Annotated in this window: 20 protein-coding genes and 2 tRNA genes; 13 read left to right on the top strand and 9 right to left on the bottom strand. The window is 70.8% G+C overall.

Translation table 11 applies throughout. The features are described 5' to 3' along the window. The first annotated feature begins 125 nt into the window (after window positions 1-125). Window positions 126-575, top strand: coding sequence for a MarR family winged helix-turn-helix transcriptional regulator (locus tag KHC27_RS16380; RefSeq protein WP_213340448.1), 450 nt, complete (start codon window positions 126-128; stop codon window positions 573-575). A 5-nt stretch (window positions 576-580) separates the two neighbouring features. On the opposite strand, the gene KHC27_RS16375 is transcribed toward KHC27_RS16380, so the two are convergent. Together KHC27_RS16375 and KHC27_RS16370 are read right to left on the bottom strand one after the other, a co-directional pair. Then, complete coding sequence (locus KHC27_RS16375; protein WP_213340447.1) at window positions 581-1,318, bottom strand: aspartate/glutamate racemase family protein; 738 nt, start codon at window positions 1,316-1,318, stop codon at window positions 581-583. Window positions 1,319-1,407: 89 nt separating this feature from the next. Beyond that, window positions 1,408-1,482 (bottom strand) — tRNA-Gln (locus tag KHC27_RS16370). Window positions 1,483-1,627: 145 nt separating this feature from the next. Here KHC27_RS16370 and KHC27_RS16365 point away from each other — a divergent pair. Continuing rightward, a tRNA-Pro gene (locus KHC27_RS16365) sits at window positions 1,628-1,704 on the top strand. A gap of 181 nt (window positions 1,705-1,885) precedes the next feature. On the opposite strand, the gene KHC27_RS16360 is transcribed toward KHC27_RS16365, so the two are convergent. Next, complete coding sequence (locus KHC27_RS16360) at window positions 1,886-2,161, bottom strand: hypothetical protein (protein WP_213340446.1); 276 nt, start codon at window positions 2,159-2,161, stop codon at window positions 1,886-1,888. A gap of 104 nt (window positions 2,162-2,265) precedes the next feature. Further along, window positions 2,266-2,880 (bottom strand): carbonic anhydrase, encoded by a 615-nt coding sequence (locus KHC27_RS16355; protein ID WP_213340445.1) that lies wholly within the window; start codon window positions 2,878-2,880, stop codon window positions 2,266-2,268. Window positions 2,881-3,192: 312 nt separating this feature from the next. Between KHC27_RS16355 and KHC27_RS16350 the strand changes: the two genes are divergently transcribed. Then, on the top strand, window positions 3,193-4,104 hold the full coding sequence (locus tag KHC27_RS16350; RefSeq protein ID WP_213340444.1) for an MBL fold metallo-hydrolase: 912 nt from the start codon (window positions 3,193-3,195) through the stop codon (window positions 4,102-4,104). A gap of 6 nt (window positions 4,105-4,110) precedes the next feature. Here KHC27_RS16350 and KHC27_RS16345 read toward each other — a convergent pair whose 3' ends face one another. Then, window positions 4,111-4,896, bottom strand: coding sequence for a DUF1499 domain-containing protein (locus KHC27_RS16345; protein WP_213340443.1), 786 nt, complete (start codon window positions 4,894-4,896; stop codon window positions 4,111-4,113). Then, the gene (locus tag KHC27_RS16340) at window positions 4,893-5,612 is read right to left on the bottom strand and encodes an HAD family hydrolase (RefSeq protein WP_213340442.1); all 720 of its coding nucleotides are present in this window, start codon (window positions 5,610-5,612) and stop codon (window positions 4,893-4,895) included. Before KHC27_RS16340 ends, KHC27_RS16345 begins: the two co-directional genes overlap by 4 nt. A gap of 771 nt (window positions 5,613-6,383) precedes the next feature. On the opposite strand from KHC27_RS16340, the gene KHC27_RS22065 reads away from it, so the two are divergent. Further along, the gene (locus KHC27_RS22065; protein WP_213340441.1) at window positions 6,384-7,538 is read left to right on the top strand and encodes an extensin family protein; all 1,155 of its coding nucleotides are present in this window, start codon (window positions 6,384-6,386) and stop codon (window positions 7,536-7,538) included. 33 nt (window positions 7,539-7,571) lie between these two features. Next, the gene (locus tag KHC27_RS16330) at window positions 7,572-8,954 is read left to right on the top strand and encodes an aspartate aminotransferase family protein (RefSeq protein WP_213340440.1); all 1,383 of its coding nucleotides are present in this window, start codon (window positions 7,572-7,574) and stop codon (window positions 8,952-8,954) included. 245 nt (window positions 8,955-9,199) lie between these two features. Here the strand turns inward: KHC27_RS16330 and KHC27_RS16325 are convergent, their stop codons facing one another. After that, entirely contained in the window at window positions 9,200-9,802 is a 603-nt protein-coding gene (locus KHC27_RS16325; RefSeq protein ID WP_213340439.1) for a L,D-transpeptidase, read from the bottom strand. A 300-nt stretch (window positions 9,803-10,102) separates the two neighbouring features. Between KHC27_RS16325 and KHC27_RS16320 the strand changes: the two genes are divergently transcribed. After that, entirely contained in the window at window positions 10,103-10,324 is a 222-nt protein-coding gene (locus KHC27_RS16320) for a hypothetical protein (RefSeq protein ID WP_213340438.1), read from the top strand. A gap of 176 nt (window positions 10,325-10,500) precedes the next feature. Next, a complete protein-coding gene (gene corA / locus KHC27_RS16315) occupies window positions 10,501-11,475 on the top strand; it encodes a magnesium/cobalt transporter CorA (RefSeq protein WP_213340437.1) in 975 nt (324 codons plus the stop codon). Between the two features lie 27 nt (window positions 11,476-11,502). Here the strand turns inward: corA and KHC27_RS16310 are convergent, their stop codons facing one another. Then, window positions 11,503-12,252, bottom strand: a complete 750-nt coding sequence (locus tag KHC27_RS16310) for an SDR family NAD(P)-dependent oxidoreductase (protein WP_213340436.1) — start codon at window positions 12,250-12,252, stop codon at window positions 11,503-11,505. 47 nt (window positions 12,253-12,299) lie between these two features. Further along, entirely contained in the window at window positions 12,300-12,923 is a 624-nt protein-coding gene (gene pdxH / locus KHC27_RS16305) for a pyridoxamine 5'-phosphate oxidase (RefSeq protein WP_213340435.1), read from the bottom strand. Window positions 12,924-13,032: 109 nt separating this feature from the next. Between pdxH and KHC27_RS16300 the strand changes: the two genes are divergently transcribed. The 6 genes from KHC27_RS16300 (at window position 13,033) to KHC27_RS16275 (ending at window position 18,289) form a co-directional block, all read left to right on the top strand. Further along, a complete protein-coding gene (locus KHC27_RS16300; protein ID WP_343210932.1) occupies window positions 13,033-13,491 on the top strand; it encodes an RT0821/Lpp0805 family surface protein in 459 nt (152 codons plus the stop codon). Window positions 13,492-13,569: 78 nt separating this feature from the next. After that, window positions 13,570-14,535 (top strand): DnaJ C-terminal domain-containing protein, encoded by a 966-nt coding sequence (locus tag KHC27_RS16295; RefSeq protein ID WP_213340434.1) that lies wholly within the window; start codon window positions 13,570-13,572, stop codon window positions 14,533-14,535. A 263-nt stretch (window positions 14,536-14,798) separates the two neighbouring features. Further along, a complete protein-coding gene (gene fabI, locus KHC27_RS16290) occupies window positions 14,799-15,596 on the top strand; it encodes an enoyl-ACP reductase FabI (RefSeq protein ID WP_213340468.1) in 798 nt (265 codons plus the stop codon). A 50-nt stretch (window positions 15,597-15,646) separates the two neighbouring features. Further along, window positions 15,647-16,288, top strand: a complete 642-nt coding sequence (locus KHC27_RS16285) for a hypothetical protein (RefSeq protein WP_246520004.1) — start codon at window positions 15,647-15,649, stop codon at window positions 16,286-16,288. After that, a complete protein-coding gene (locus KHC27_RS16280) occupies window positions 16,285-16,875 on the top strand; it encodes a histidine phosphatase family protein (RefSeq protein ID WP_213340433.1) in 591 nt (196 codons plus the stop codon). Before KHC27_RS16285 ends, KHC27_RS16280 begins: the two co-directional genes overlap by 4 nt. Before the next feature lie 37 nt (window positions 16,876-16,912). Next, on the top strand, window positions 16,913-18,289 hold the full coding sequence (locus KHC27_RS16275; protein ID WP_213340432.1) for a leucyl aminopeptidase family protein: 1,377 nt from the start codon (window positions 16,913-16,915) through the stop codon (window positions 18,287-18,289). The last annotated feature ends 99 nt before the right edge of the window (window positions 18,290-18,388 follow it).

The following is an 18,388-nucleotide window of genomic DNA, read 5'->3' as shown; positions in this document are numbered from 1 at the left end:
GACTTCCATATCATCGACCCGCGAAATTTCCGGGTTTTGATGTAGGCCGAGTATAACTCAATTTCAATGCACGCAAAGCGCGTATATCGTTACCGTAGGTACGGTAAGATATCGGGCGGTAGCGAATGACGGCGAGTGAGCGCGACGGGGACGAGCAGGAAGCCTGCGCCTATCCGTTGCAGGACCAGATCGGCTACCTCATGCGCGTGGCCAATCAGCGCCTCACCGCCATCTTCGCCAATCGGATCAATGAAGGGCTGACGCCGCCGCAATTCTCGACGCTGGTAAAGCTTCGGGAAGTCGGCCCCTGTTCTCAGAACCGGCTTGGCCGCCTGATCAATCTCGACGCAGCCACCATCAAGGGCATTGTCGACCGGCTGTGCAACCGTGGGCTGGTCACCAGCACCGAAGACACCGTGGACCGCCGCCGCCGGGCGGTGAGGCTCACCGAGCGCGGGAGGGATGCGGTCGAACAGGCCATCCGCGCCAACGAGGCGATGCGCGAGGAAATGCTCGCCCCGCTGACGCAGGAGGAGCGGGAGCAACTCCTGAGGCTGCTGAAGAAGCTGGGCTGAGCCCGTCACCCCTTCGGGGCGAATCCGGCGAGCAGGCCGGCATAGGCCTTGGGCCGCGGCGCGGCATAGGCGCCGGCCTTGGAGGTCGCGATTCCCGCGCGAACCAGCGTCTGCGTGAGCCCCACCGCGCTGACCACCCCGTCAATGACCGGCACGCCATGCTCCTGCGCCAGCGCGCGGGCAAGGTCGGCCATGCCGGCGCAGCCGAGCACGATGGCCTCCGCATGGTCCTCCCGGAGCGCGGCGGCGATCTCCGCTGAAATGCGGGCCCGCGCATTGGAATGCGGGTCCTCCAGTTCCAGCACCGCCACATCCGACGCCCGCACCCGCGCGCAGCGTCGCGACAGGCCGTAGCGCTCCAGATTGGCCTCGATCACCGGCACGGAACGGCGCAGCGTCGTCACCACCGCGAAACGGTGAGCTATGAGGCTGGCGATGTGGAAAGCCGCCTCGCCAATGCCGACCACCGGGGCGCCGGCCAGCGTGCGGGCCGCGTCAAGCCCGGTGTCGTCGAAGCAGGCGATGATATGGGCGTCCACACCCTGGCGCTCGGCGGCCTCGAGAGCGGCGAGCAGCCCCGGCAGAGCGAGGGCGTCGTCATAGTGCCCCTCGATCGAGGCAGGGCCCATGGCCGATGTCGCCGCCACGATCTGCGTATCCGGCCCCGCGACCTCCCGCGCCGCGGCTGCGGCCTTCTCGGTCATGGAGGCCGTCGTGTTCGGGTTGACCAGATGAAGTTTCACGCGTTTCCCCGGAAGTGGAACACAGGTAGCAGCGGCAATGCGGCAGCAGCGGGCGTGGCCGACCGCCGCGGAGCGTCAAGAAGCAGATCTGGCTGGGGCGGGAGGATTCGAACCTCCGCATGGCGGAATCAAAATCCGCTGCCTTACCACTTGGCGACGCCCCAGCAGGCCGCCCGAAGGCGGTGTCGTCGTGGGCGCGGACATAGCCACACTCTCGTTCCGCTTTCAACAGGGCTGCGAACTCCTGTCGATGACGTCGGAAGGCGCTTGCGGGCGGCGTGATCCGCATGCTAGAGGCTCGCGCATCGGCGGAGTGTAGCGCAGCCTGGTAGCGCACCTCGTTCGGGACGAGGGGGTCGCAGGTTCAAATCCTGCCACTCCGACCAGATTTCAGAGGCGTCCCGGGCCTCGTAAGACCCAAGCAATCTTCCCTGACATTCATGTTGGCGATGCGCGGATGCCCTAGGGCGGATGGCACGCCCGTTGCCGCCATGGATGGCGCACGGCCGGACGCGTCGAATGGGCGGGCTCGAATGATTCCCGGCGGCTGGGCGGGACAGGCGGCTGTCAGGCCTGATTGCTGGAACGATACCGACGATGTTCGCGCCCGAGCATATAGCCGAGAGCCACCGGCAGCAGCAGGGCGACGAAGAACGACGCCGCGCCGCTGATCAAGCCCTGCACGAAATGGCTCATATCCCCGAAGAAAAACAGCAAAGCGAACGCAACAGTCAAAGAAATCGCTGCATTCCAGCCCAATGCGCCCGCAAAACTGTCAGCACGCCAACCAGCCACGGCAGCGGCAATCACAGACAGGCACGTGATCAACAGGGAAATGGACATGGCGATGCTCGTTCCGCGAGCCGTTATCGAGCAGATTCGATACCGTCGACCCGCTGAAAAAGCAATTAAATTGTAGATAACCTTACGTTATCGTCTGGTGGCCCTCAGGCCGGGCCGAAGGTTCCGTCGGGCCTGAGCCGTTCGAGCACACCCGTCGCCACGGCAAAATAGGCCCCGTGCAGCACCAGCCTGCCGTCTTCCAGGCGCTCCCGCACCCAGGGAAAGGTGGCGAGATTGGCCATGGAGAGCTTGACGCACTGATATTCCAGAATGGTTCGCCGCTCCTCGGGGTCGGCGCTCAGATGCTCGGCGGCGATGCGGGCGGAATCGGCGATCTTCACCCAGTCGGGCAGGAAATCCTGCGCCTGGGGCGGCGCGCCCTCCAGCAGGGCGCGCGCACCACCGCACAGCGCATGGCCCAGCACCACCACATTGGCGACCTCCAGCACCCGCACCGCGAACTCGATGGCGGCGCTGGTGCCATGGTGGGCATGATCGGGCGCGGTGTAGGGCGGCACCAGATTGGCGACGTTGCGCACCACGAAAAGCTCGCCCGGTGCGACATCGAAGATCATGGAGGGATCGACCCGGCTGTCCGAGCACGCGATGATCAGCGTGTGCGGCTTTTGCCCCTTGGCGGCCAGCTTCTCGAAAAGCTCTCTGCGCTCCGGCCAGGAGGTGGTGCGGAAACGGCGATACCCATCCAGTAGCTCGTCCATAACGCCTCCGGCTCGTCTCATGACTGCACAGCTTCGACACAAAGCCGACATTCGGGCGCGCTTCAAGAGGCTTAGGCGGTTACGCCGGATGGGGAACCAGAGCCGCGCGTCTCGGCCGCAGGTGCCCGGCGCAGTGGGGCCGCGGCAAAGCCCGGCTCCCGCGGACACGCATTATGGCCCGATGCCGTCGTCAGACGCCCCCCGGCAGCCGCCACGGCACGCTCGACGCCGGCGCCGGGCTGCGCTAAAGCCGGCCTCATCAGGCCGGGCCATGGCACGAGCGCCGCGCCGGCGGCCGCAGGCGGAGCGCGCATGGCCGACGACATCCCCTTCGACCGCGATTTCCGGGCCGAGCCCGGCGTCGCCGAGACGGTTGCCGAGGGCGTGCAGCGCATTCTGGCGCCGAACCCCGGGCCCTTCACCTTCACCGGCACCTGCACCTATCTGATCGGGGAAGCCGAGGTTGCGATCCTCGATCCCGGCCCGGACGATGCCACCCATATCGCCGCGGTGCTGGCAGCGCTGCGGGGCCGGAAGGTCTCGCACATCCTCCTCACCCACACCCACCGCGACCATTCCGGCGCGCTGGCGGCCCTGCGGGAGGCGACGGGGGCACCGGCCCTCGCCGAAGGGCCGCACCGGCCGGCCCGGCCTCTCGCCGTTGGCGAGATCAACCCGCTGGACGCCGCCGCGGACAAGGACTTCCGCCCCGACGCCGTCCTCGCCGATGGCGCGCGGGTGCGCGGCGCCGGCTGGTGCCTCGAGGCACTGGCAACCCCGGGCCATACCGCCAACCACATGGCGTTCGCGCTGGAAGGGGCCGGGCTGATCTTCGTCGGCGATCACGTCATGGCCTGGGCCACCTCGATCGTCGCTCCGCCCGATGGCGCGATGGGCGATTACATGGCGTCCCTGCGCCGGCTGCGGGGACGCGCCGAATCGCTCTACCTGCCGGGCCATGGTGGGCCCGTGCGCGAGGCGCCGGCCTTCGTGGAGCGCTATCTGCGCCACCGCGAGGCGCGGGAGAGCGGGATCCTGCGGGCGTTGGGGCGCGGACCCTGCGCCATCCCGGACATCGTGCGGGCGATCTATATCGGCCTCGACCCCCGCCTCGCGACGGCCGCGGGCCTGTCGACACTGGCGCATCTCGAAGAGATGGTGGCGCGGGGCGAGGTTGTGACCGAGGGCGCCGCCGCCTTCGACGGCGTGTTCCGCCTCGCCTGAGCCGGCTCAGCGCCGGCGCCGGCCGCGCTCGTCGGAGAGATCGGCGATCAGGGTGCTGATTCGGCGGGCATTCTGGCCGAAATCCGTGTCGCCCTCACGCGAGACCGAGCGCATGTCGACCCGCACGCCGGCGGCCGAGGGGCGAACCCGGATGACGATATCGGCCCGCAGGCCGAATGGCAGGCTGCGGGTGGTGGCCTCGATTCGGCCGTCGCGCAGGCCGCCGCGCGGCGGAACCGCATCGATGATGCGCCATTTGTAGCGCCCGACCAGCGCGACAAGGGCGTTGTAGATCTCGTCGGGCGTCGCGTCGAACTCGATCGGCTTCACGTCGGGATAGGCGTCGGCCTGCATGTCGGCGGTCGCCGCGTCGGGCGGCGCGAGGGGATTGGCGGCGCGCGAGCGGGCAAAGCCCAGCGCCTCGAAGCGCGGCGGGTCGTCGGTATCGGTGGAGACGTCGTGCAGCGGCGGCATCCGGCTGCCGAGCGCATAGACCCCCGCCGCCGGCAGCAGAAGCAGCAGCGCCAGCGCCGCCGCACCGACCACGCGGCCCAGCCCGCGCAGCCCCTCCTGCCACATCACCGCGAAACCGGCGGTCGCCAGCAGCAGCGCCAGCGCCGAAATACCCAATCCGGCCAAGAGGGTACGGATAGCCGCGCGGAAGTCGAGCACCTCCAGCCAGAACAGCGCGACGGCGAGCGCCGCCACCGGCAGGGCGAACAGGGCAAGGCGCAGGCTCCAGGCCGCGAGGCGCGACATCCGCTCCTCGACATAGAGCCGGCGCCGGATCATGCCGCCCCCGCCGGGGCGCCGAGCAGCCGCGCCGCAAGTTCCTCGACATCGTCCAGGATGAAATCCGCCTCGTCGGCGAAGGCGTCCACCGGGCCCGGGCCGGAGCGCACCAGCACGGCGATGGCGCCGGCGGCGCGGGCGGCGAGCAGGTCATGCCGGGTGTCGCCGACGAGCGCGACGGTTTCCACCGGCAGGCCCATGTCCCGCGCGAAGGCCTCCACCATGCCGGGGCCGGGCTTGGCGCCATGGCCGGAATCATAGCCATAAACCCCGCTCAGCAGCGGGGCGAGGCCGAGCAGTTCCGCCTGCAGCCGGGCATTGGCCTCGGTGTCGTTGGTACCGATGCCCAGCGGCAGCCCGCCAGCCGAAAGCCGGCCGAGCGTATCGGCCGGATTGCCGATCGGGGTGAGGAAACGGCGTCCCTCCTCCCCGAACAAGCGGTTGATTTCGCTGAACAGTTCTTCCGTAACGGGCCGGCCCAGCACCTCCGCCCAGAGCGGGCCATACTGCCCGGACGAGCCGGCCAGCAGCGGCGAGGAGGCGAGGAAGCGCTGCTCATCGGGCAGGTAGTGGCTGACCTCTTCCAGCCGCTGGCGGCGGGCCGGGTCACCCCCGGCGATGCGGTGCATCACCGCGCCGGCGGCCCGGCCCCAGGTGCGGTCGAAATCGACCAGCGTGCCGTCCTTGTCGAACAGAATCGCCCGAATGGTGTTCACGTGCTGGGGTCCCGGCGGGGTGGGGCCTTCGCCGGGCCCGACGGGCCGCGGCGGTCGCCTGATAGCACGGAACCGCGGCTCGCCCCAAGCCGAGCGCGCGCGGACGAGGTGCCGATGAGACATCGGGTGCGTGTGACGGCGGCGGTGGCCGGGGTTTTCGGGCTGGTTTCGGGCGGGTCCGGCGGCGGCGTTCTACCGTACTTTGGTACCCCAACGGCGGTGGCTGGTCAGGCCGGTGAGGTGATCGATGAGGCCGGTGCGTCCATCAATCGCCAGCTCCGCGGCCTGTTCGACCTCGGACCTTCCGGCGCCGGCCGGACGCCGCGCAAACCGCGGTCCACGGCGCGGCCGGCGGGCAGGCCGGCGGCCCTTGCCGACCCCTCCCCGCCCGGAAGGTCGACCGCGACGGTGCCGGCGCCGCTTCCCCGACCCGCCGCGGCCGGGGCTGCCTCTCCCGACCCTGCCGCACCCGCCTCGGCGGGATCGGTGCCACCCGCCGCGACGGCCGCGCCAGCACCCTCCCCCACCACATCTGCGGCGCCACCCCCGCCTTCCTCGCCCGCCGAAGCAATCACCGGCGCCGAGGTGCCGCTGCCGCCGCAGCGGCCGGGCGCGGTGGCGGGAGGGGAAGAGGAAGGGCCTCGCCCTGCCGGCCTTCGCGGCGCGGACCGGAGGCCTGGCGCGGCCACGCCTCCGGGCCGGGCCAATCCGCCGCCCCGCCCTCCGGGCATCCCGGCGGACGCACAGGACCCCTCCGCGCCGACCACCGATGTGGCGGCCGAGCGCGCGCCGGCCGCCACACCGGCAGCCGCCAAGCCGGAGCCCGCCAAGCCGGAGCCGGCCATACCGGGGTCCGCCATACCGGGTGCCACCACACCGGCCGACCCCGCCCACGCCCGGACACCGGATGGCGGCGGGCCGGGGCGGGAGGAGCGGGCGACACGCTCCGCCCGGCTCGCCTTCGTCCCCAGCCCGCTGCCGCGGCCGGAGGTGTTCCAGCCGGCGGCGCTCCCTCCGGCGGCCGGGGACACGGTGCCGGCGGCCGCGCCGGTGCCGGGGCAGGCGGCGGGACCGGAGGCACCGGAGCACGCGCCGGTGCCGCCCTCCCCGCCCCCGGCGCCCCGCGCCAGCGCCACGCCCGCAGAGCCCGAATCCGGCGCCACGCCAGCCCTCCCGACCCCGGCGCCGCAGCCGGCCGCGCCCTCTCCCGCGCCGGGAGCGGCGCCGCCGGCCGAGGGCGCCGCCCCCGCGCTCCCGTCCTCAGCCCCGCCCGCGCCGGGCCCGGCCGGGCTGGCGGGCACCTGCCCGGCGCTGGCGGCGGCCGACATCGCCGTCTTCACCCCGGTGCCGGCGCCAATCCCGGCGGCGGAGGGCTGCGGCATCGAGCAGCCGGTGGAGCTGTCGGCGGTGCGGGCGACCAACGGGCGCCTCGTCCGGCTGGAGCCCGCCGCCCTGCTGCGCTGCGACATGGCCGAGGCGGTCGCCCGCTGGGTCCGCGAGGATGTCGAGCCGGCGGTGGCGCGGCTCGGCTCGCCGCTCGACGCGGTTCTGGTGGCGGGCAGCTATGACTGCCGGCCGCGCAACGGGGTCGCCGGCGGCAAGATGAGCGAGCATGGCCGCGGCAACGCCATGGACACCCGGGGGTACCGGCTGGAGAACGGCCGCGAGGTGGAGATCGGCGGCACCGGCGACGCCGCCATGTCCGCGGCGTTCCAGACCGAGCTGCGGGCCAGCGCCTGCCTGCGCTTCACCACCGTGCTCGGCCCGGGCTCGGACGGCTACCACGAGGAACACCTGCATGTGGACCGCATCGAGCGCCGCGCCGGCGCCTATTGCCAGTGGGCGGTGGCGGGGCGTCCCCCTGACGCGCCTTCGGGCCGGCCTACCACCAAGGGCGCGCTTCCGGCGGAGGCTCCACCGCACTAGGCTAGGAGCGAGGCGCTGATCCCGGAGCACACCATGCTGACCAACCTACAGGCTCGCGATGTCGAGACCCTGGTGCACCCCTACACCAACCTCGCCGCCATCCGCGACACCGGGCCCCTGATCCTGGAACGCGGCCAGGGCGTGTGGGTCCACGACGTCGACGGCAAGCCCTATCTCGAAGGCATGGCCGGGCTGTGGTGCACCGCGCTCGGCTATGGCAACGAGGAGCTGGTGGAGGCGGCGGCGACGCAGATGCGCAAGCTGCCCTTCACCCACATCTTCGGCGGCAAGAGCCACGACCCCGCGATCGAGCTGGCGGAGAAGCTGAAGGAGATGGCGCCGGTGCCGATCTCCAAGGTGTTCTTCACCTGCTCGGGCTCGGAGGCCAACGACACCCAGATGAAGCTGGTGTGGTACTACAACAACGCGCTGGGCCGGCCGCACAAGAAGAAGATCATCGCCCGCATGCGCGGCTATCACGGGGTAACCATCGCCTCGGCCTCGCTCACCGGCCTGCCGGGCAACCATGCCGATTTCGACCTGCCGATCGCCGGCATCCGCCACACCAGCAGCCCGCATCATTACCGCCTCGCCCAGCCCGGGGAGAGCGAGGAGGCCTTCGCCACCCGCCTCGCCGACGAGCTGGAGCAGCTCATCCTCGCGGAGGGGCCGGAGACGGTGGCCGCCTTCATCGCCGAGCCGGTGATGGGCGCGGGCGGGGTAATCGTGCCGCCCAAGACCTATTATCCCAAGATCGAGGCGGTGCTGAAGAAATACGACGTCTTCTTCATCGGCGACGAGGTGATCTGCGGCTTCGGCCGGCTCGGCACCGCCTTCGGCTGCGAGGCGATGGACATGAAGCCCCACGCCATCTCCATCGCCAAGGCGCTGTCCTCCGCCTACCAGCCCATCGGCGGGGTGATGATCCCGGAGGAGATGTACCAGGCGATGCTGGACGAGAGCCGCAAGCTCGGCAGCTTCGGCCATGGCTACACCTATTCCGGCCACCCGGTGGCGGCGGCGGTGGCGCTGAAGACGCTGGAAATCTATGAGCGCGAGAGCATCTTCGAGCGGGTGCGGGCGAAGATTCCGCAGTTCGCCGCCCGCTGCGCCGCGCTGGAGGACCACCCGCTGGTGGGCGAATCGCGCCAGATGGGGCTGGTCGCCGGCATCGAGATCGTCGCCGACAAGAAGACCAAGCACCAGTTCGACCCCAAGCTCGGCTTCGCCGCCAAGACGGTGGCCTTCGCCCAGCAGGAAGGGCTGATCGTGCGCAACGTGTTCGGCGACACCGTCACCATCTGCCCGCCGCTGGTCATCTCCCCGGCCGAGATCGACGAGCTGTTCGACCGCCTCACCCGCGCGCTGGACCGCACGCTGGACTGGGCCACCCGCGAGAAGCTGCTGGCGGCCTGAGGCGCGCCCGGCCCGCCGCAGCGCCCGGCCCGCCGCAGCGCCCGGCCCGCCGCAGCGCCCGGCCCGCCGCACGCCACCGGCGGGGCACCGTCCTCGCGCCGCGCCGGAGCTGCGCACGGCCGGGCAGGCCCCTTCACGGGGCCCGGCCAGCTGGCGCCGGGCCAGCCCGGGACAAGCCTGACGCCCTAACAAAAAAGGCGCTGCCACCGCAGCGCCTTTTTCACGAGAGGGCCCGTAGGGCGATGTCAGAGAACGACCACCTCGGTGCCCTGCGGCACGCGGTTGTAGAGGTCGATCACGTCCTCGTTCAGCATGCGGATGCAGCCGGAGGAGATGGCCTGCCCGATATATTCCGGCTGGTTGGTGCCGTGGATGCGGAACAGCGTGTCCTTGTTGCCCTGGTAGAGATAGAGCGCGCGGGCACCCATCGGGTTGTGCGGGCCGGGGCCGACGAAGTTCGGCACGCCGGCGATGCGCTCCTTGATCTCCGCGGTCGGGGTCCAGGTGGGCCACTCGGTCTTGCGGCCGACCTTCGCCTCGCCCTTGAAGGCGAGCCCTTCCTCGCCGACCGTCACGCCGTAGCGGATGGCCTTGCCGTCGTTCTCGACGAAATAGAGGAACTTCTTGTCGGTATCGACCACGATCGTGCCCGGCTTCTGCGGCCCGGCATAATCGACGATGTGGCGCTGGTAGATCTCCGGCGGCAGCACCTTCTGGTACGGCGCGTTCGCCAGGAGCTGCTTGTCCCGGGGCTTCATCGCCGCTTCCGGAGCCGGCTCGTTCGTCACCGTCTGACAAGCTCCCAAGCACAGCGCCAGCAGCGCCGCACCCACCCCACGCCATATCATCGTCGACATCTCCAGAAAAAGGCAGAATCGCGCGGCGTCGGCGCCGCTGTCCCTGCCTTTCCGTTTAAGCGAAAGCGGGAGGGGCTTGAAGGGCTTGGGTGGGTCGCACATCAAGACGTCGGCGGCTTGTTGCTCAAAAGCCGCAGTAGCTTACCGACCGGAAAGAGCCGCTTGTTTGCCGCAATCAGACCTTGGTAGGTCTTATACTGTTTCCTGCGTCTGCTTATTTTTGACGCAGTTACCGCCCATCAGATCGGCACCCGAGCCCGGGTGCCCGGGCCGCGTGCAATGGAGGATGAAATGTCGACCGAGGATTCCCCGGAGATCGAGCCGGGTCGCGACCGCTGGGAGCGTTCGCAGCAAAGCGCCCACTGGCGTGAAATCGGAATCTCGGCGGTCGCTGCCGCCGCGCTGTATCATTCGGACAAGAAGTCGGACGTGGCTGCCCCCGCCAAGGGTGAGGTGCCTGCCGATGAGGCGAAAGTCGTAACGCTTCGCGACATCGAGTATTTCGCGGCCTGAGTGCGCGCTGGCCTTGAGCCGCCCGCATCCCCGCAGCTCCCCCCGAAACCGGAAGCCGACCTGAAACGCGCGAGCGGGCGTATCCCTTCGCACGCCTGCGCGTTATGGACAGGGCCGACCGACGCCGCCCGCGCGGGCGGCGAACGTCCCTCTGAGCGCTCATCCGGGAGAACGGCATGCTGCTGGCCTATCGCGCCGCGAACGGCGCGCTGGAGAAACACGTCGTCGCGCCCGGCGATTCGCTTCCGGCGGGCGCGGTGTGGTTCGACCTGATCGACCCCAGCGACGGCGAGGAGAAGCTGGTCGAATCCGCGCTCGGGGTGGCGGTGCCCACCCGCGAGGAAATGCGCGAGATCGAGCCCTCCAGCCGGCTCTACATCGAGGACGGCGCCCGCTACATGACCGGCAGCATCGTCACCCGCTCGGAGGGCGAGACCCCCGCGGTGGCGGCGGTGTCGTTCATCCTCGGCGGCAGCCGCCTCGTCACGGTGCGCTACGACGAGCCCAAGCCCTTCCGTCTCGTCGCCGCCAAGCTCTCCCGCGCCTGCGCCCCCGCTCTCACCGGCGAGCAGGTGCTGATGGAGATTCTCGACGCCGTCATCGACCGCGCCGCCGACATCATCGAGCGGCTGAGCTCCGACATCGACGAAACCTCCCGCCGCATCTTCGAGCGCGAGCCCCGCTCCAACCAGAACCAGCGCTACCGGGCGCTGCTCAACGTCATCGCCCGGCGCGGCGACCTCGCCTCCAAGGTGCGCGAGAGCCTGGTGAGCATGGGGCGGATCGTCACCTTCCTCGCCACCGACGGCGAGACCCCGGCGCTCGGCAAGGAACAGAAGGCGATGCTCAAGAGCCTGCAGCGCGACGTCGTCTCGCTGACCGACCATGTGAGCTATCTCGGCGACAAGATCACCTTCCTGCTCGACGCCACGCTGGGCCTCGTGAGCATCGAGCAGAACAACATCATCAAGATCTTCGCGGTGCTCTCGGTGGTGCTGATGCCGCCGACGCTGATCGCCTCGGTCTACGGCATGAACTTCCAGCACATGCCGGAGCTGGAATCGCCGTGGGGCTATCCCGCCGCGCTGTTCGCCATGCTGCTGGCCGCCATCGTGCCGTACTGGTTCTTCAAGTGGAAGCGCTGGCTGTGAGGCCGGCGCCCCGCCCGTGCGGCCGGCTCAGACGTGCTGGCCGCCATTGATGTGGATCTCGGCGCCATTGAGATAGGACGAGGTCTCGGTGCACAGCACGTAGATGATCTTCGCCACCTCGTCGGGGGTGCCGAGCCGCTGCATCGGAATCTGCTCGACGATCTTCTCGGTGCCGGGCGAGAGGATCGAGGTGTCGATCTCGCCGGGGGCGATGGCGTTCACCCGCACCCCGAGCGGGCCGAAATCGGACGCCATCTCCCGGGTGAGCCCGGCCAGCGCCGCCTTGGAGGTGGCATAGGCCGCCCCCGCGAAGGGGTGCACCCGCGAGCCGGCGATGGAGGTGACGTTCACCACCGCGCCATGGGTGCGCTTCAGCTCCTCCAGCAGGCCGCGGGCCAGCAGGATCGGCGCGAAGAGATTGACCTGGAACACCTTGTGCCAGGCCTCCTGCGGGGTGTTGAGCGTGCTGAGCCGCGAGCCGCCCGGCCCCTTGGGCGAGATGCCGGCATTGTTCACCAGCGCGTGCAGCTCGCCATTGGGCAGGCGCTGCTTGATCTCGTCCACCGCCCGCAGCGTGTCCTCGGGGTTGGAGAGGTCGACCTGGATGTGGTCCTCCGGCCCCATCTCCCACGGGCAGTTCTCCGGGAAGGGATGGCGCGAGCAGGTGATGACCCGCCAGCCCGCGGCGGAGAACCGCTTCACCGTGGCGTGGCCGATGCCCCGCGAGGCGCCGGTGAGCAGGAGGGTACGCCGGGGTTGATTCGTGGACGGAGGCATGAGGGCCCTGGATCTCGGCTGATATCGGAAGCTGGTGCAGTCTTATCTCACGGATAGAGCCGTGTCTTGCTCCAGCTCCCGGCGTCGTCGGCGCGGGTGAACACGATGCGGTCGTGCAGGCGGAAGGGGCGGTCGTGCCAGAATTCCATCTGCACCGGCAGGATGCGGAAGCCGGTCCAATGCGGCGGGCGCGGCACGCTGCCGAGCGCGTGCTGCGCGGTGACCTTCGCCACCGCGGCCTCGAGCGCGAAGCGGCCCTCCAGCGGGCGCGACTGCTGGCTGGCCCAGGCGCCGATCTGGGAGAGACGCGGGCGCGAGGCGAAATAGGCGTCGGCCTCAGTGTCGGCGACGCGCTCCACCGGGCCGCGCACCCGCACCTGCCGGCGCAGGCTCTTCCAGTGGAACACCACCGCCGCCTTGGGGGTGGCGGCGAGCTCCCGGCCCTTGGCGCTTTCGGTGTTGGTGTAGAACACGAAACCGCGGGCATCGCGCCCGTTCAGCAGCACCATGCGCACGTCGGGCAGGCCGTCGGGGTCGACGGTGGCCAGCGCCATGGCGTTGGGGTCGTTCGGCTCGCTCGCCTTCGCCTCCTCGAACCACGCCTCGAACAGGCGGAACGGCTCGGACGCGGCGGTGAAATCACCGGACGTTAACTCTTCATGCTGTTCCATGGGGACATCGTGGGTTGCGACCAGGGGCGGTGCGATGGCGAGGAATAGTGGGCGGGCGGAGGCGCCGGGCCGGAGGCTCGCGCGCATCCCCTCATATAGCGGCAGCCGGGTGCGTCGCACAGCCGCCGTCGCCACCATGGCCGGGCTGGCGCTCGGCCTCGGCGGCTGCGCCAGCCTGTTTTCCGACGACGCGCTGACCACCGGCTCGATCAGCCCGGTGCCGCAGGTGCGCCCGGTGGCCTACAGCGCCGCCGACATGCCGAGGGGCGTCGCGCCGGACGACTGGGCGCTGGCCCGCGAGGCGCTGGGCGAGGCGCTGGCCGCCCATGGCACCGCGCCGAGCGTGCCGTGGGAGAACCCCGGCGCCAACCGGCGCGGCACCGTCACGCTGGTGGGCCCGGCCCAGCCGCGCGACGCCGGAAGCTGCCGCGGCTTCCTCATCAGCTTCGTGCCGGCCGACCAGCCCGGCACCGAGGACGCCGGCAAATGGGTGGAGGGCGAGGCCTGCCGCGGCTCCCGCGCGGCGGCGTGGAAGATCGACCAGGCCCGGCTGCTGCAAAGGACCTGAGCCGCACCGTTGCGCTGCTGCAACACGTCCCCTACATGAGGGCCGAGAGACCGGAACCGCCGGCCGAGACGAGCACCCATGCGTGAGCCCTATGATGTGCTCGGCGTTGCCCGCAACGCCAGCCAGGACGACATCAAGCGCGCCTTCCGGCGCCTTGCCAAGAAACTGCACCCCGACGCGAACGCCTCCGACCCGAAGGCGCAGGAGAAGTTCGCCGAGCTGAATTCCGCGCACGAAATCCTCTCCGACCCCGACACGCGCGGGAAATATGACCGCGGCGAGATCGACGCCGAGGGCAAGCCGCGCGGCTTCGACCCCTATGCCGGCCGTCCCGGCGGCTTCCGCCGCGGCCCGGGCGGCGCGGGCGGGGAAACCATCTTCGAGAATTTCCACTTCGACGACGGCGCCGCCCGGCGCGGCCCGCAGGCCGGGCCCCAGGGCGGCCCGCAGGGCGGCGGCTTCGAGGACGTGTTCTCCGACCTGTTCGGCCGCTTCGGCCGCGGCGGCGGCGGGCGCGCCGGCGCCGGGGGGGCGCCGAAGGGCGGGGATATCGACATCGCCGTGCCGGTGCCGCTGGAGCGCGTGGTGGAAGGCGGGCCGGTCAAGGTCACGCTGCCCAACGGGCGCACCGTCGAGGTGAAGATTCCCGCCGGCGTCGCCGAGGGCTACCGCCTGCGCCTGAAGGGCCAGGGCGAGCCGAGCCCCTATGGCGGCGCGCCGGGCGACGCCTATGTCGTGGTCGGCTATGCCCCGCACCGCCAGTTCCGGGTGGAGGGCAGCGACCTCCGGCTCGACCTGCCCGTGCCGCTGGCCGACGCCGTGCTCGGCGGCAAGGTGCGGGTGCCGACCCTGTCGGGCTCGGTCGAGCTGGCGGTACCGGCCTGGACCCAGAACGGGCGCACCTTCCGCCTGCGCGGCAAGGGCCTGCCGAAGGGCGAGGGTGTCAGCGGCGACCTGCTGGCCACCGCCCGCATCGCCCTGCCCGACCAGCACGACCCCGAGCTGGAAGCGCTGATGCGCAAACGCCGCGACGGCGCCGGCTGAAACCCCGCCGCGACGGCGCCGGCTGAAGACGCCCCGCCACGGCGGGGCGGAACCGCCTTCGGGGCGACGCGGCGCCGAAGGCCAAGTCTTCCTGTACGTCAGATCGTCTCCCGGATGCCGCGCGGGTCCGCTCCCGTGCCGGCGCGTCGACCGCCTCGCTTGAGCGGCTTTCGCCGCTGTGCGATAGGAACGGCTCCCGGACCGGGGAGCAGTGGTTGACGGAGCGCGGCGTGACGGAAGTTGGCAAGGCCTCGGCGGGGCTCATGAGCGGCAAGCGCGGCCTGGTGATGGGCGTGGCGAATAATCGCTCGATCGCGTGGGGCATCGCCAGGGCGGCGGCGGCGCAGGGCGCCCGGCTCGCCTTCACCTATCAGGGCGAGCCGCTGCGCAAGCGGGTGGAGCCGCTGGCGGCGGAACTCGATGCCAGCGTGGTCGGCCATTGCGACGTCACCGACCCCGCCACGATCGACGCCGTCTTCGCCGAGACCGAGCGCCAGCTCGGCGGGCTGGACTTCCTCGTCCACGCCATCGCCTTTTCCGACAAGAACGAGCTGGACGGGCGCTACGTCGACACCACGGCCGACAATTTCAGCAAGACCATGCTGATCTCGTGCTACAGCTTCACCGCGGTCGCCCAGCGCGCCGAGAAGCTGATGACGAATGGCGGCTCGATGCTGACGCTGACTTATTACGGCGCCGAGAAGTGGATGCCCCACTACAACGTCATGGGCGTCGCCAAGGCCGCGCTGGAGGCCAGCGTGCGCTACCTCGCCGCCGATCTCGGCCCCAAGAACATCCGCGTCAACGCCATCTCCGCCGGCCCGATCAAGACGCTGGCCGCCTCCGGCATCGGCGACTTCCGCTATATCCTGAAGTGGAACGAGCTGAACGCGCCGCTGCGCCGCACCGTGACCATCGACGAGGTCGGCGATACCGGCATGTATCTGCTGTCCGATCTCGGCCGCGCCGTGACCGGCGAAATCCACCATGTCGATGCCGGCTACCACGTGGTCGGCATGAAGAATCCCGAGGCGCCCGACCTCACGCTCGACCGGGACTGAACGCGGCGCGGCGATGCAAGGCCACTGAATCCATGTTGGGGACACGTTCCATGCTGGGGAAACTCATGGCGTCCGACCGGAATGAGCCCGCCGCGCGGCCCCGCCGGGCCGCCCGCCTCGCCGCGGCGCTCGGCCTCGTGCTGCTGGCCGGCACCGGCATGGCGCAGGCGCAGATGCCCTCCATCGTGGTCGGGCCGCCGCCGTATTCCGGCGACCCCGCGCTCGCCCCGCCGCCCGGCACCGGGCCCGGGCTCGACCGCGGCGTGCCGCCGACCTTCCAGCAATACCCGCTGGTGAACCGCATCTTCGGCTTCGGCGGCGCGGTGTTCCCGAACTATGTCAGCCCGAGCGGGGGGCGCAACGACCGCGACCAGCTCGCCTTCGTCACCGGCGGCGGCTCGCGCTCCATGATCTTCGCCGCCGGCACGGTCGACCGGCTGTGCCAGATGGGGCAGGCGCCGACCGTCACCATCCTGCAGGGCCCGAGCGTCGGGCGCATCCGCACCGACATCGGCGGCTTCACCGCCACCGGCACCGATGCCGGCTCGAAATTCTGCGTCGGCCGGCAGGTCGAGGGGGTGCGGCTGTTCTACAAGGGCTTCCCCCCGCCGGGCGGCACCAGCGTGACCGTGCGGGTGGCCTACCCGCCGTTCGGCCGCAGCTACACCCATGTCGTGCCGATCGGACAATGAGCAGGCGCCGCATCTTCCTGGTCCGGCACGGCGAGACCGACTGGAACCTCGCCGGCCGCCTTCAGGGCGGGAAGGACATACCGCTGAACGATCTCGGCCGCGAACAGGCGGCCGCCGCCGGCCGCGTCATCGCCGAGATGCACCCGGCGCCGGAGCGGCTGCACTATGTCGCCAGCCCGCTGTCGCGCACCGCCGGCACCATGGCGATCCTGCGGGCGACGCTGGAGCTGCGGCCCGACGACTTCACCCGCGACGCCCGCTTCGTCGAAATCTCCTATGGCCGCTGGGAAGGCTTCACCTGGCCGGAGCTGCGCCGGCGCGACCCCGCCGCCGTGGCGGTGCGTGACGGCGACCCCTGGCACTTCCAGCCGCCGGGCGGGGAGAGCTACCAGATGCTGATGGAGCGGGTGATGGCCGGCGTCGTCACGCTCGACGACGACACCGTGCTCGTCACCCATGGCGGGGTGGTGCGCGCCATTCTCCACGCCATGGCCGGCATGCCCAAGGCCGAGGCCGCCGATCTGCCGGTGCGGCAGGGCGCGGTCTATGTCGTCGGCGAGGGCGGCTTCGAGCTGGCGATACCCTGAGCCTTCCCCACGATTCCCCGTCTCCCGGAGCTGTGCCATGACCGAGCGCCTCATCTCCCCCGCCGAAGCCTGGAACGTGCGGCCGGTCTGGTGCGTCACCCGGCGCGACTGGCGCGCCGTGGCCGGCGGCCTGCCGGCGGCGATGCTGGCCTTCGCCGAGGCCTGCGGCTTCAAGGGCGAGGCCGGCGCGGTGCAGGTGCTGCCGGATGCCGATGGCGGCATCGGCGGCGTGCTGTTCGGGGTCGATCCCGCCAAGGGCGAGGGGCTCGCCTATGGCAAGCTCGCCACCGCGCTGCCGGCGGGCGACTACCGCCTCGCCCACATCGTCGGCGACCCCACCCTCGCCGCACTGGGCTTCGCGCTCGGCGCCTACCGCTTCGAGCGCTACCGCAAGCGGCACGGCGCCGCCGCCCGGCTGGTGATCCCGGAGGAGGTCGACGCCGCCGGGCTGCGCCGCACGGTGGAGGCGGTGACGCTGACCCGCGACCTCGTCAACACCCCCGCCAACGACCTCGGCCCGGCCGAGCTGGAAGAGGCGGCGCGGCACCTCGCCGCCCGCCACGGCGCCGACATCGCCGTCATCACCGGCGACGAGCTGCTGGCCGAAAATTTCCCGATGATCCACGCCGTGGGGCGGGCCAGCACCCGGGCGCCGCGCCTCATCGACCTCACCTGGGGCGCGCCCGACGCGCCCAAGGTGACGCTGGTGGGCAAGGGCGTGTGCTTCGACACCGGCGGGCTCGACATCAAGCCCTCCAGCGGCATGCTGCTGATGAAGAAGGACATGGGCGGGGCGGCCAATGCGCTGGGCCTCGCCCACATGATCATGGCGCGCGGGCTCCCCGTGCGGCTGCGGGTGCTGATCCCGGCGGTGGAGAACGCCATCTCCGGCGCCGCCTTCCGTCCCGGCGACATCCTGCCCTCGCGCAAGGGCCTCTCGGTCGAGATCGGCAACACCGATGCCGAGGGCCGGCTGGTGCTGGCCGACGCGCTGGCCTATGCCGACGAAGAGACGCCGGACCTGATGATCGACTTCGCGACGCTGACCGGCGCCGCCCGCGTCGCGCTCGGCCCGCAGCTTCCCCCGGCCTATACCGACGACGAGACGCTGGCGGCCGACATCGCCCGCCATTCCGCCGCGACCGCCGATCCGCTCTGGCGGCTGCCGCTGTGGCAGCCTTACGCCGGCATGCTGGACAGCCCGGTGGCCGACCTCAACAACGCCCCCGGCAGCAGCTTCGCCGGCTCCATCACCGCCGCGCTGTTCCTGAAGCGCTTCGTCGAGCGCGCGCCCTCCTGGCTGCATCTCGATATCTATGCCTGGAACCCCTCCGCCCGGCCCGGCCGGCCCGAGGGCGGCGAGGCGCAGACCATCCGCGCCCTCGACGCGCTGCTGGCGGAACGTTTCGGCTGAAGCGCGGCGCCGCGTTAAGCTTTTCTTGCCGGGCGACGGCGATGATGACGGAAACAGACCGCAACCGTAATGATTGCCACGACGTGGCACGAAGGGTGC

It is taken from the genome of Ancylobacter lacus (genome assembly GCF_018390635.1).
In the GTDB taxonomy this organism is placed as follows: domain Bacteria; phylum Pseudomonadota; class Alphaproteobacteria; order Rhizobiales; family Xanthobacteraceae; genus Ancylobacter; species Ancylobacter lacus.
Note: the sequence above shows the minus strand (reverse complement) of the source record. Positions and strands in the feature narration are given on the sequence as shown.